The 11,610-nt window shown below is 65.0% G+C and carries 12 protein-coding genes; 7 read left to right on the forward strand and 5 right to left on the reverse strand.

From position 1 onward, the window contains the following. Positions 1-5: 5 nt before the first annotated feature. A complete protein-coding gene (locus QTL98_RS04185) occupies positions 6-1,178 on the reverse strand; it encodes an enoyl-CoA hydratase/isomerase family protein (RefSeq protein ID WP_445680969.1) in 1,173 nt (390 codons plus the stop codon). Between the two features lie 131 nt (positions 1,179-1,309). On the opposite strand from QTL98_RS04185, the gene QTL98_RS04190 reads away from it, so the two are divergent. The 3 genes from QTL98_RS04190 to QTL98_RS04200 all read left to right on the forward strand — a co-directional run bounded on the left by QTL98_RS04190 (position 1,310) and on the right by QTL98_RS04200 (position 3,631). Beyond that, positions 1,310-1,720, forward strand: coding sequence for a GFA family protein (locus tag QTL98_RS04190; RefSeq protein WP_445680970.1), 411 nt, complete (start codon positions 1,310-1,312; stop codon positions 1,718-1,720). Between the two features lie 223 nt (positions 1,721-1,943). Beyond that, positions 1,944-2,693 carry an electron transfer flavoprotein subunit beta/FixA family protein gene (locus QTL98_RS04195; RefSeq protein ID WP_445680971.1) on the forward strand — a complete coding sequence of 250 codons (750 nt, stop codon included), beginning with the start codon at positions 1,944-1,946 and terminating at the stop codon, positions 2,691-2,693. A gap of 17 nt (positions 2,694-2,710) precedes the next feature. Beyond that, positions 2,711-3,631 carry an electron transfer flavoprotein subunit alpha/FixB family protein gene (locus tag QTL98_RS04200; protein ID WP_445680972.1) on the forward strand — a complete coding sequence of 307 codons (921 nt, stop codon included), beginning with the start codon at positions 2,711-2,713 and terminating at the stop codon, positions 3,629-3,631. 158 nt (positions 3,632-3,789) lie between these two features. Here QTL98_RS04200 and QTL98_RS04205 read toward each other — a convergent pair whose 3' ends face one another. The 4 genes from QTL98_RS04205 to QTL98_RS04220 all read right to left on the reverse strand — a co-directional run bounded on the left by QTL98_RS04205 (position 3,790) and on the right by QTL98_RS04220 (position 7,893). Then, positions 3,790-4,362 carry a GNAT family N-acetyltransferase gene (locus QTL98_RS04205; RefSeq protein ID WP_445680973.1) on the reverse strand — a complete coding sequence of 191 codons (573 nt, stop codon included), beginning with the start codon at positions 4,360-4,362 and terminating at the stop codon, positions 3,790-3,792. A 50-nt stretch (positions 4,363-4,412) separates the two neighbouring features. Continuing rightward, positions 4,413-5,750: an FtsX-like permease family protein gene (locus QTL98_RS04210; protein ID WP_445680974.1), complete on the reverse strand. Its 1,338-nt coding sequence runs from the start codon at positions 5,748-5,750 to the stop codon at positions 4,413-4,415. Positions 5,751-5,800: 50 nt separating this feature from the next. Beyond that, positions 5,801-6,250 (reverse strand): hypothetical protein, encoded by a 450-nt coding sequence (locus tag QTL98_RS04215; protein ID WP_445680975.1) that lies wholly within the window; start codon positions 6,248-6,250, stop codon positions 5,801-5,803. 122 nt (positions 6,251-6,372) lie between these two features. Beyond that, on the reverse strand, positions 6,373-7,893 hold the full coding sequence (locus QTL98_RS04220) for an alkaline phosphatase family protein (RefSeq protein WP_445680976.1): 1,521 nt from the start codon (positions 7,891-7,893) through the stop codon (positions 6,373-6,375). 257 nt (positions 7,894-8,150) lie between these two features. On the opposite strand from QTL98_RS04220, the gene QTL98_RS04225 reads away from it, so the two are divergent. The 4 genes from QTL98_RS04225 to ychF all read left to right on the forward strand — a co-directional run bounded on the left by QTL98_RS04225 (position 8,151) and on the right by ychF (position 11,555). Further along, complete coding sequence (locus QTL98_RS04225; RefSeq protein WP_445680977.1) at positions 8,151-8,828, forward strand: ABC transporter ATP-binding protein; 678 nt, start codon at positions 8,151-8,153, stop codon at positions 8,826-8,828. Between the two features lie 205 nt (positions 8,829-9,033). After that, entirely contained in the window at positions 9,034-9,639 is a 606-nt protein-coding gene (locus QTL98_RS04230) for a 50S ribosomal protein L25/general stress protein Ctc (RefSeq protein WP_445680978.1), read from the forward strand. Between the two features lie 143 nt (positions 9,640-9,782). Beyond that, a complete protein-coding gene (pth, locus tag QTL98_RS04235; protein WP_445682084.1) occupies positions 9,783-10,448 on the forward strand; it encodes an aminoacyl-tRNA hydrolase in 666 nt (221 codons plus the stop codon). Further along, positions 10,449-11,555, forward strand: a complete 1,107-nt coding sequence (gene ychF, locus QTL98_RS04240) for a redox-regulated ATPase YchF (RefSeq protein ID WP_445680979.1) — start codon at positions 10,449-10,451, stop codon at positions 11,553-11,555. Positions 11,556-11,610 lie beyond the last annotated feature (55 nt).

Genomic DNA, 11,610 nt, shown 5'->3' on the forward strand with positions numbered 1-11,610 from the left:
GGCGGTCATTCGGCCGGCGAGATCAGGGGCCGGTTTGGCGCCGGATGAGCGAGGGCGCCGACGATGGTATCGGTACCCACACCCGGCAGTTCAGCGGGCTGCCAGCGCGGCATGCGATCCTTGTCGATCAGCACGGCGCGGATGCCTTCATAGAACTCGTCGCCCTCCATGCACCAGACCATGGTGCGGTATTCCTGGTCGAGCGCGCCGGCCAGATCGGCCTTTTCCGCCGCCTGCTGGGTGGCAAGGGCAAGCTTGAGACCTGTGGGGCTCATGCTGCGCAGAAGTGCGAGCTGCTCTGCCGCCCAGTCATTGGCCTCGGCCGCCAGCGCCGCCTCAATCTCTTCCACCGTGCTGCCGCCGAAGCAGCGCTCGATGGTGGGGAGGTGCTGCGCCAGAATCCCGGCACCGGCCGGCCTGCTGCGGGCCGTCAGCACGCGGTCGATTTCCGCATGGGCGCCGGCGAACCCTGCCGCCGCCCGACCGGCGAGGGTGAGGGCCAGCTCTTCTTCAAGGCCTTCAAGCTGCGCACGGGGGGCGTAGTGGGTGGCAAGGCCGCTTGCCAGCATGTCGCCCGCCTGCAGCCGTGCACCCGTCAACCCCAGCCAGCGCCCGGCATGGTTTGGCAGGCGGGAGAGGAAGTGGCTTGCACCGACATCCGGAAAAATCCCGATGGCGGTCTCCGGCATGGCAAACAGCGTGGCTTCTGTCGCCACGCGGTGGGTGCCGTGGATGGAGAGTCCGGCCCCGCCTCCCATGGTGATGCCGTCGATGAGCGCGATCCAGGGTTTGGGGAAGGTGGCGATGCGGTGATTGAGGCTGTATTCGGCGTGGAAATAGGCCGCGATCAGCGTGCTTATTTCTTCTGCCCGGGCTGTGCCTTCGGCCGTACCGGCGCCCCTTGCCGCCTTGCGCTCCCGGCCCGCCGCCCAGACCTCCCGGACATCTCCGCCGGCACAGAAGGCCTTGCCCCCGGCGCCGCGGATGAGGATGGCCCGGATGGCGTCATCCGCCTCCCATTCATCCAGTGCCGGATTGATGAGGCAGATCATTTCGGCGCTGAGGGCGTTCAATGCCTTTGGGCGGTTGAGCGTGATGATGCCGAGTGGCCCCAGCCGGCTTAGCAGAACGGGGGCTTCGGGGACTGGTTGCGGGGAGGCGGGGGCAAAATCGCTCATATCGGCTCTGGCTTGAAAGGGGCGGGGAAGCTGGCGGCGCCTGGGGCAGAAATAACGGATCAATAATGGAAACAGGTAAAGAGAGAAGTAAGGTGTAAGTAGTAAGATAGTTAGCGGACAAGGAGAGCGTCATGGCCTTTCGCGGCAGCTGTCTGTGTGGAGCAGTGCAGTACGAGATCGACGGTCTCGACATGCCGATCGGCCATTGCCACTGCCGCACTTGCCGCAAGGCCCATGCTGCGGCCTACACCACCACGGCCGGTGTGATGCGGGAGCATTTCCGCTGGCTGACCGGGGAAGACAAGATCACCGCCTATCAGTCCTCGCCGGGCAAGTTCCGCCATTTCTGCTCCGTCTGCGGCTCGCAGCTGATTGCCGAACGCCCGGCCCAGCCGCATGTCATCCTGCGGGTTGCGACGCTGGATGATGATCCGGGAGTGCGCCCGGCACGGCACATATGGTTTGAGGATGAAGTCAAATGGCTGGCGGACGATTTCAGGCACCCGGCTGCCCGCTATGCAAAGTGGCCACCCGGCCGCTGAGGTCAGCACCGCTTGAGGTGGTCCCGGTGGCCGGTACTGGAGCGTTTTGAACTCCAGATTGACGTTTACGTAAACGGAAATTACCATCCCGCATATAAACAAGGCAAGGCGCCCACATGCCCTTCCTCTGTCTTCCGGGCCGGAAAGGGGTCGCCTCCTGCCGCCGGATGGTCTAATGCAGGAGGCCTGATTTGGGACGTCGCAGCGTAACGAGGAGCGCGCCATGAAGGTGTTGGTGCCCGTCAAGCGGGTGGTCGATTATAACGTCAAGATCCGCGTCAAGGCCGATGGGTCGGGTGTGGAACTCGCCAACGTGAAGATGTCGATGAACCCCTTCGACGAAATCGCCGTCGAGGAGGCCGTGCGCCTGAAGGAAAAGGGCATCGCCACCGAAGTCATCGCTGTCTCCATCGGTGCCACCCAGGCGCAGGAAACCCTGCGCACCGCGCTCGCCATGGGCGCCGACCGCGCCATCCTCATCCCCGTCGAGGGCGATGTGGAGCCGCTGGCCGTTGCCAAGCTGCTGAAGGCCATCGTTGCCAAAGAAGCGCCGGAACTGGTGCTGCTCGGCAAGCAGGCCATCGATGATGACTGCAACCAGACCGGCCAGATGCTGGCCGCCCTGCTCGACTGGCCGCAGGCGACTTTCGCCTCCAGGGTAGAGATTGCAGGCGGCAAGGCCACGGTGACGCGGGAGGTCGATGGCGGCCTCGAGACACTGGCGCTTTCCCTGCCAGCCATCGTTACCACCGATCTTCGCCTTAATGAGCCGCGTTACGCTTCGCTACCCAACATCATGAAGGCGAAGAAGAAGCCGCTCGATACCCTGACCGCCGCCGATCTCGGCGTCGATGTCGCGCCCCGCCTCAAGGTGCTGAAGGTGGCCGAGCCCGCCAAGCGCCAGGGCGGCATCAAGGTGCCCGACATCGCGACCCTGGTCGACAAGCTCAAGAACGAAGCGCGCGTGATCTGAAGGGCGGAGAAGCAGTCATGACCATTCTCGTAGTTGCTGAAATCTTCGAAGGCGCGCTGCGTCCCTCCACCCTGAGCACGGTGACGGCGGCTGCAGCCATCGGCGGCGATATCCATGTGCTGGTCGCCGGCAAGGGTGCGGACAGCGCCGCTGCGGCGAAGATCGCCGGTGTGGCCAAGGTACTGGTGGCGGATGACGCCGCCTATGAGCACGGCCTTGCCGAGAACATTGCCCCGCTCGTCGTCTCGCTGGCCTCCGGCTACAGCCATGTGCTGGCCCCGGCTTCCAGCTTCGGCAAGAACCTGATGCCGCGTGTGGCCGCCCTGCTCGATGTGCAGCAGGTGAGCGACATCACCAAGGTTGAAAGCGCCGATACCTTCGTGCGCCCGATCTATGCCGGTAATGCGCTTGCCACCGTACAGTCCACCGATGCCATCATGGTGGTGACGGTGCGCCCGACCGCGTTCGAGGCGGCAGCCACCACCGGTTCGGCTGCGGTTGAGGCGGTCTCGGCCACGTCTGCCAGCGGCAAGATCAGCTTTGTCGGGCAGGAGCTTTCCAAGTCCGACCGTCCGGAACTCACCGCTGCCCGCATCGTCATCTCCGGCGGTCGTGGCATGGGCTCTGGCGAGAACTTCGCCCTGCTGGAAAAGGTGGCGGACAAGCTGGGTGCTGCCGTTGGCGCCAGCCGCGCTGCCGTCGATGCCGGTTTCGTGCCCAACGACTACCAGGTCGGCCAGACCGGCAAGGTGGTTGCGCCCGATCTCTACATCGCTGTCGGTATCTCCGGTGCCATCCAGCATCTGGCTGGCATGAAGGACAGCAAGGTCATCGTTGCCATCAACAAGGACGAGGAAGCGCCGATCTTCCAGGTCGCCGATTACGGCGTCGTGGGTGATCTCTTCGAGCTCGTGCCCCAGCTGGAAAAGGCGCTTTGATCTGATTTCCTCCCCCACTTTTGGGTGGGGGAGGTGCCCGCAAAGCGGGCGGAGGGGATGTGGGCAGTGCCGCTTATCGCGGCAGGCGCTTGTTGGATAAGCCCACACCCCCATCCGGCCTTCGGCCACCTTCCCCCCGCTGCCGCGCGGGGAAGGATCTAAGAAAGTGCCAGCCGCATGATCGGCCGGTTGGGGGAGCGCCGCTCGACTTCCGTGAACCCGGCACGCTTGAAGGCGCCGGGCGTGCCGACATAAAGCTCGCCGGACATCAGCTTGCGCTGGGCATCCAGCGGATAGCCTTCCACCATCTCCGCGCCCATCCGGCGGGCATAATCGACGGCGCCGGCCAGCAGCACATCCATCAGTCCCTGCCGGCGATGGCCCTTGCGCACCACAAAACAGGTGATCGACCAGACCGGCGTGTCATCCACCGCCGAGAGCACGGTCGGCCTTTGCAGCCGGTCATAATCCTGGCGGGGGGCGATGCCGCACCAGCCCACCGGCTCCTCGCCCCTGATGGCCACGATCCCCGTCGGCGCATTGTTTTTAAGCCGCAGCTCCAGCAGGTCCCTGTTGCTGCCGGTCACGCAGCCTTGCTTGAACTCGCTCCGGCTGAGGAACCAGTAGGCGCACCAGCAGCGCCGGGCATCGCCGGTATCGGCAAACAGCTCTTCCACCGCCGGCCAGCTTGCGGCATCGGCCGTCACGATCCTGATGTCTTCCTCCGGCACCTTGCCCCTCCCGTTCGCCCAAATCCCGGAGAGAGCCTAGCGCAGGCCAGTCAGTCGCGCAGCGCCCGTGTCACCGGCTCGCGATAGATGAGGAAGGCCGGCACTGTTGCCAGGATCAGCCCGACAAGGATGATGATGCCGGCAAGCGAGAGTTCCGGCAGGCCGAGTGAGACTGTCATGGCCATGTCGGTCTTGCCGGAGACGAGGCGGGAGAGCCCTGCCGCCGCGCCGTACCCGAGGCCGAGGCCCGCCAGCGCGCCGCCAGCCACCAGCAGCGCTACCTCGCACCAGATCAGGCTGAAGATATAGGCCCGGGTGGCCCCCATCGCGCGCAGCACGCCGAAGGTCCGCCGCCGCCGCACCGTCAAGGCCAGTACCGCGACCAGCACCGCTCCAATGACAAGCGCCTGCGTCATGATCGAGAGCCCGGCGAGAATATCGCGCACATTGCCCAATAGCCCATAAAGCTGCACCAGCACTTCTGCCGGAAACACGGCGATGCTCTCGGCGCTGCGATAATCGGCACGCAGCCCGTAGGCAGCGGAGAAGCTAACGGGCTTCACCACAATGGCGGGGACGCCCGACAACAGCTTTTCGTCCCAGGGCGGGCCGACGGGAATGCCGTCCGGATCGGGATGGTCAATGTCGGTTGCAGCCGCATCCAGCGGATGGCCGACGGGAAGCCCGTGTACCCACCATGTCGCCTCGATAGGCACCAGAATGGCCTGATCCCACGGCCCGCCGGTCGGGGCGAGGCGGCCGACGATGTTTACTTCGGCGTGATGATGATGTTCCTCGCCCGCAGGCTCGCCGTCTTCATGCTCGTGGTCATGATCGTCCGCATCATGGCCGTCCCCGTCATGATCATCGTTGCCGAGAGCTACGGCCTCAGCCTCGGCGGAAGCGAACTGGCCGTGCGTCGGCAGGAAGTGCTCGCCCACCTGCAGCGGTACGCGTGCGCCGACGACGGCCTCGCCGATATGGCCGAACATCCGGCCCTCGGGCAGCGTGCCGGCGAGGCTCGCAATAAAGTCGGCGCTGGTGCCGACGATGCTGTGGCCGTGCCAGCTGTCGCCGAAGCCGATAGGCGCGGCGAATTTAACCCGCTCGTCCGTTGCCAGTCTTGCGAGGAGGCCGGCCGGCATCAGTTCCAGTGAAGCCGGCTGCAAAAAGACGGTGCTCAGAACCAGCTGCGTTTCGCTGCCCGGCGCGCCGACGACGATGTCGAAGGGGCGGGCGGCGGCTGCGCTGCCGGCGCGCAGGGCGCGGTCCTGCGCCGAGACGGCAACACCGAGTGCGGCGGCAAGGGCGATCAGCGCCGCGAGCGCCAGGCTGCTGACAGGGCTTTGCTTCAGATGCGCACGCACCAGCGGCAGCGGATTGAACATCGCTCGGGTTCTCTTGGCTCGGTTCGGGTCGGCGGAAGGGCGGGCGAGTTTCAGAGGGTGCGGGCTTCGGCCTTCACCAGCCGCACTTCGCTGACAAAGCCGGTCTCGTCATCCACCTCGGTGCCCAGCTCCAGCACGCCGGTCACCTTGATCGGCACGTTGAAATAGACCCAGTCGATGTCGTCGCGGGTCTTGATCAGCACGATGTCGCGCGGCCAGTCGGCAGTGCTGTCACAGAAGGGGCAGATCGCCATCGGCATGCGCGTCAGCACAAAGAATTTCACGTCCGGCTTCAGCGGCGGCGCCATGAAACCGGCAAGGGTGATCTCCTTGCCCGTCAGCGCCTTTGCCTGATCGGAAAAGGCCATGCGCGCGCCGTAAAGATCGGGGATGCGCAGATCCGGCGGCGCAGCCAGCACGGGGCGCGGACGGTAGGCCGTGAACAGCGCTGCAGCGGCGATCACGTTCAGGGTCTGGCGGCGATCCAGGCGGGCGGTCATGACAGGTATCTTCCCTTGAAAAACAGGAGATGCAAGGTCGTGTCCTGAAAGCCGAAGGGGCGGGGCGAGCCTCCTCATCGGAAGGATCGCCCCGCCCCCGGGAACTTCCGGGGCCTTGCGGCTTACATGGAAGCGGCCTGCTCGCTGATCTTCGACGCGTAATCCATCACGTGGAAGATGTACTGCTGGCCGACGGTGCCCTGGAACAGGTGCGCCCACGGGCCGACGGCGAAGATGCCGACATCGTCACCTGCATGGGTTTCGCTGCTCATCGGGATCAGCGACTGCTGCAGGAAGTCCGGGGCGGTGGTGTCGACATTGGTCAGGTCGGCGCGGGCGCCGTCCTTGGCCGCACCCGGGCCGTTCATGTAGCCGAGGATGGTGTAGGGCTTGTCGTCATCGCCCTTCAGCACCTTGCCGCCTTCGGTGGCGAGACCGAGGATGTTGGTGCCGCGGTCGGCATAACCGCTGATCGAGAAGGTGTGGCTGTGGTCAGCCGTCACGATGATCAGCGTCTCGTCGAGGTTCACCTTGGCCATGGCAGCCTTCACGGCCTGGCTCAGTTCGACGGTGTCTTCCAGTGCACGGTAGGCGTTGCCTTCGTGGTGCGCATGGTCGATACGGCCGGCCTCGACCATCAGGAAGAAGCCCTTCGGGTTCTTCGACAGCAGCTCGATGCTCTTGGTGGTCATCGCCGCGAGATCCGGCTCGCCGGCCTTGTCGTTGGCGATGTCGGCTTCATATTCCATGTGCGAGCGGTTGAAGAGGCCGAGCAGATGGTCGGTCTTCGACACGTCGATGGCGTCGAATTCCTTCTTGTTCCACACATAGGCGGAGTTCGGCGCCTTCTTGACCCACTCGGCGGTCAGGTCGCGGCCATCCTTGCGCACGCCCTTCTTGCCGGCATCTTCCGGGTCATCCATCGTCGCCGGGATGAAGTTGGTGCGGCCGCCGCCCATGGCGACTTCAAGGCCGTTGCCGTAGGGCGATTCGATCAGCTGGCGGGCGATGTCCTTGCAGCCGGCGGCAGCGGCATCATCCGGCAGGTTCTTGTCGGCTTCCCAGTCGCGGTGAGCGGTGTGGGCGTAGGTGGCGGCCGGAGTCGCATGCGTCAGGCGGGCAGTGGTGATGACGCCGGTGGAAAGACCGGCGGTCTCGGCCATCTCCAGCATCGTCGGCACGGAATGCTCGAGGCCGGCTTTGCAATCACCCTGCTTGACGGCAGAGGTCACACCGATGGTGCCGTTCGGCGACTTGATGCCGGTCATCATGGCAGCGGCGGTCGGCGCGCTGTCGGCGATCATGCCGTCGGAGGTGTAGGTCTCGGACAGGGCGGAGTACGGGAACTTCTCGAAGCTCAGCAGATTGGTCTCGGCCTTGTCGCCCATGCCGTTCTTCTGGCCTTCGAAGATGCGTGCGGCGGTCACCGTCGGCAGGCTCATGCCGTCACCGACGAAGAGGATGATGTTCTTGGCCTTGCCGGTGTTGGTCTTCTGCTCCATCACGCGCTTCAGCGTGGCCTGGCCTTCGGCGAAATACGGGTCGGCCGACTGGGTCAGCGTGGCCTTGTCGGCGGCGTAGGCGGAGCCGGCCAGAAGCGCGGCGGCAGCTGCGCCGGCGGCGAGCTTGAGGGTGAAAGTCATCGCTTGTGTTTCCCTGCCTTGAAGGGGGGGCATCATCGATCCCCCGGATGGGCCCCTGTGCGGGCGGCGCCCCGGCCTGCGACATATTGGCCGGAGACGTTATGCCGCACTGGCGTAACACCCGCTCCGTTACGGGCCGATGACGGGTACGTGACGTTTGCGAAGCAGTTGCACTGTCACCGAACTTTCACTCGACGTGCTGCCGGCCTGCGGGTGACTAGTGGCAGGCTGCACCCAACTCGCGGACTCCGCCTGCCATGCCCGACCTGATTGCCGAAAATCTCCTGCTCAGCTTTCCCGGTCAGGGCAAGGAAGCGCCGGTGCTCGATCTCGCCCGGCTGGAGGTGGCCGCCGGCACGCATCTGGCCATCACCGGCCCCTCGGGTGCGGGCAAGAGCACGCTGCTTTATGTGCTGACGGGTATCGAGAAGCCGGATGGCGGCAGCGTGCGCTGGGGGGCGGAAGACTTGACGGCGATGCCGGAAGCCGCGCGTGACCGCTGGCGGCGCCGGCATGTCGGTTTTGTCTTTCAGGATTTCCACCTCATCCCCGGTCTGGATGCGCTGGAAAATGTCCTTCTGCCGCTCAGTTTTTCCAATCTTTCCGTCTCCGGCGAGCAGCGCGCCCGTGGCCGCGACCTGCTGGGCCGCATGGGGCTGACTGCCGCCGGAACGCCGGCCAGCCGCCTGTCGCGCGGGGAGCAGCAGCGCGTGGCGCTCGCCCGGGCGCTCATCCAGTCTCCCGCCATCATCGTGGCGGACGAGCCGACGGCAAGCCTCGATGCCGCCAGCGCCGACAAGGTGATGGATCTGCTGATGGAAGCGGCGGGCGAACTGGGCGCGACGCTGATTGCGGTGACGCACGATCCGATGGTGCAGCAGCGCCTCGGCCGGGAGCTCAACCTTTCCCATGGCCGGCTGATGCAGGCCGCCTGAGCTTTCCTTCCGGCTTTTCAGGGCAGGCCTGCCGCCCCTCATTATTGACAAAAGGGGCGGTTTGGCGCAGAAACCGCCCGCGCCTTTCAGGGCCAGCGCTTCGGCGGCGGCACTGGAGGGGACGCATCGTCGGCGAACAGACCGGACTGGCACCCCTGGAGGCCAGCCCTGCCTTTCGTCTTTTTTGATTTCAGGAGTTAGTACCATGGCAAAGACTGTTGCGCTGAGCGCACAGCTCCGCGAGGCGGCCGGCAAGGGGGCAGCGCGTCGCGAGCGTCGTGAGGGGCGTATCCCCGCCGTTATCTATGGCGACAAGCAGGAGCCGGTTTCGATCAGCTTCGAGCGCGTCGAGTTCGAGCGCAAGCTGGACAGCCATTTCTTCACGCATCTCTTCGAGATCACCGTCGGCGAGACCGTGCACACCGTTGTTGCGCGCGACCTGCAGATGGATCCGGTGCGTGACTTCCCGATCCATGTCGACCTGCTGCGCGTCACCGGCGATGCCGTCGTGACCATCAACGTGCCGGTCGAGTTCCTCAACGCCGACAAGGCCCCGGGCCTGAAGCGCGGCGGCGTGCTGAACATCGTGCGTCATGAAGTCGAGATGAAGGCCCTCTGGAATAACATTCCGGAGAAGGTCACCGTCGACCTCACCGGTGCCAATGTCGGCGACAGCATCCACTTCAGCGCCGTTGTGGTGCCGCGTGGCGTGACCCCGACCATCACCGATCGCGATTTCACCATCGCCACCATCGCTGCTCCTTCCGCTCTCAAGTCGGAAGAGAACGCCGAGGGCGGCGAGGCCGCCTGATAAAGGCGCCTTCGCGGATGGAAAAGAACCCCGCCCGCCTTGCCGGGTGGGGTTTTTTATTGCGGCCCTTCGCCTTTCTGTGGCGTCTTGCCGGCAACCGGCCGGCAGGTGCCGGCCAGCCTTCAGCAGACGAAGCCGGTTCGATGTATATCTTTGCAGGCCTCGGCAATCCGGGGCGCGACTATGCGGGCAACCGCCACAATATCGGCTTCATGGCGGTTGACGAAATCGCCCGCCGCCATAGCTTCGGCCCGTGGCGCAGCCGGTTTTCGGGCGAGATCGCCGAAGGGCGCATCGGCAACCAGAAGGTCATGCTGTTAAAGCCGATGACCTACATGAACCGCTCCGGCCAGTCGGTCGGCGAGGCGATGCGCTTTTACAAGCTGACCCCGGCCGACGTCATCGTGCTGCATGACGAGCTGGATATCCTGCCCGGCCGCGTGCGCATCAAGAAGGGTGGCGGCCACGGCGGCCACAATGGCCTGCGCGATATCGACGACCATATCGGCAAGGATTACCAGCGCGTGCGCCTCGGCATCGGCCATCCCGGCGACAAGGACCGGGTGACGGGCTATGTGCTGGCCGATTTCGCCAAGGCCGAGCAGGCCTGGCTTGAGCCCATGCTGGACATGGTGGCGCGCTGCGCCGGCCATCTTTTCAGCGAAAAGGGCCAGTCCCAGTTCATGAATGAGGTGGCAAAGGCCGTCGCCCCCGTTCTAAAACCGCCGGTAACGAAGGGGCCGCGCGAGCCATCGCCGCAGCCTGCTTCTTCCCAGACTTCCACTGATACATCCACGGGCGATCGATAAATGGGTTTCAACTGCGGCATCGTCGGCCTGCCTAATGTCGGCAAGTCGACCCTGTTCAACGCGCTCACCAGCACCCAGGCGGCAGAAGCGGCGAACTTTCCCTTCTGCACCATCGAGCCGAACACCGGCCGTGTCGGTGTGCCCGATCCGCGCCTGACGAAGGTCGCCGATATTGCCAAGTCGGCACAGATCATCCCGACCCAGCTGGAGTTCGTGGATATCGCCGGCCTCGTGCGCGGCGCCAGCAAGGGCGAAGGGCTTGGCAACCAGTTCCTCGCCAATATCCGCGAAACCGACGCCATCGTCATGGTGCTGCGCTGCTTCGAGGATGACAACATCACCCATGTGGAAGGCTCGGTCGACCCGATCCGCGATGCCGAAGTCATCACCACCGAGCTGATGATCGCCGACCTCGAATCGCTGGAAAAGCGCGAGCAGGCGCTGATCAAGCGCGTGCGCGGCAATGATATCGAAGCCAAGGAAACGCTGGCGCTGGTCGCACGCGTGCTGCCGCTGCTGCGCGACGGCAAGCCGGCCCGTGTGCTGCTGCCGGAGCTTTCGCCGGATGAGCGCGAGCGCTTCCGCCAGCTTCAGCTGCTCACCTCCAAGCCGCAGCTCTATGTCGCCAATGTGGATGAGGACAACGCCGCTACCGGCAATGCCCTCTCCGCCAAGGTGGCCGAGCTGGCAAAGGCTGAAGGTGCGGTGTCCGTTATCATCTCCGCCGCCATCGAGAGCGAGGTCGCCCAGCTCGATGATCCGGAAGAGAAGAAGGAATTCCTTGCCGGTCTCGGCCTTGATGAGCCCGGCCTCAACAAGGTGATCCGCGCCGGCTACGAGTTGCTCGGCCTGCTCACCTTCTTCACCGTCGGCCCCAAGGAAGCCCGTGCCTGGACCGTGCGCAAGGGCGCCACGGCGCCGGAAGCCGCCGGCGCCATCCACACCGATTTCCAGCGCGGTTTCATCAAGGCCGAAACCATCGCCTACGACGACTATGTCGCCCTCGGCGGCGAATCCGGCGCCCGCGATGGCGGCAAGCTGCGGCAGGAAGGCAAGGAATACATCGTCAAGGATGGCGATATTTTCCATTTCCGCTTCAACGTCTGATCTCTCGCCACTTTCACAGGCGACCCCAAGGCCTGCCCGCCTCGCATTGTCTGTC

Source organism: Radicibacter daui, assembly GCA_030657355.1.
GTDB lineage: Bacteria > Pseudomonadota > Alphaproteobacteria > Radicibacterales > Radicibacteraceae > Radicibacter > Radicibacter daui.

What these genes read in the sequence shown, in the direction of transcription:
- QTL98_RS04185 (WP_445680969.1), bottom strand. Translation starts at nt 1,178, where the DNA reads ATGAGCGATTTTGCCCCCGCCTCCCCGCAACCAGTCCCCGAAGCCCCC.
- QTL98_RS04190 (WP_445680970.1), top strand. Translation starts at nt 1,310, where the DNA reads ATGGCCTTTCGCGGCAGCTGTCTGTGTGGAGCAGTGCAGTACGAGATC.
- QTL98_RS04195 (WP_445680971.1), top strand. Translation starts at nt 1,944, where the DNA reads ATGAAGGTGTTGGTGCCCGTCAAGCGGGTGGTCGATTATAACGTCAAG.
- QTL98_RS04200 (WP_445680972.1), top strand. Translation starts at nt 2,711, where the DNA reads ATGACCATTCTCGTAGTTGCTGAAATCTTCGAAGGCGCGCTGCGTCCC.
- QTL98_RS04210 (WP_445680974.1), bottom strand. Translation starts at nt 5,750, where the DNA reads ATGTTCAATCCGCTGCCGCTGGTGCGTGCGCATCTGAAGCAAAGCCCT.
- QTL98_RS04215 (WP_445680975.1), bottom strand. Translation starts at nt 6,250, where the DNA reads ATGACCGCCCGCCTGGATCGCCGCCAGACCCTGAACGTGATCGCCGCT.
- QTL98_RS04220 (WP_445680976.1), bottom strand. Translation starts at nt 7,893, where the DNA reads ATGACTTTCACCCTCAAGCTCGCCGCCGGCGCAGCTGCCGCCGCGCTT.
- QTL98_RS04225 (WP_445680977.1), top strand. Translation starts at nt 8,151, where the DNA reads ATGCCCGACCTGATTGCCGAAAATCTCCTGCTCAGCTTTCCCGGTCAG.
- QTL98_RS04230 (WP_445680978.1), top strand. Translation starts at nt 9,034, where the DNA reads ATGGCAAAGACTGTTGCGCTGAGCGCACAGCTCCGCGAGGCGGCCGGC.
- pth (WP_445682084.1), top strand. Translation starts at nt 9,783, where the DNA reads ATGTATATCTTTGCAGGCCTCGGCAATCCGGGGCGCGACTATGCGGGC.
- ychF (WP_445680979.1), top strand. Translation starts at nt 10,449, where the DNA reads ATGGGTTTCAACTGCGGCATCGTCGGCCTGCCTAATGTCGGCAAGTCG.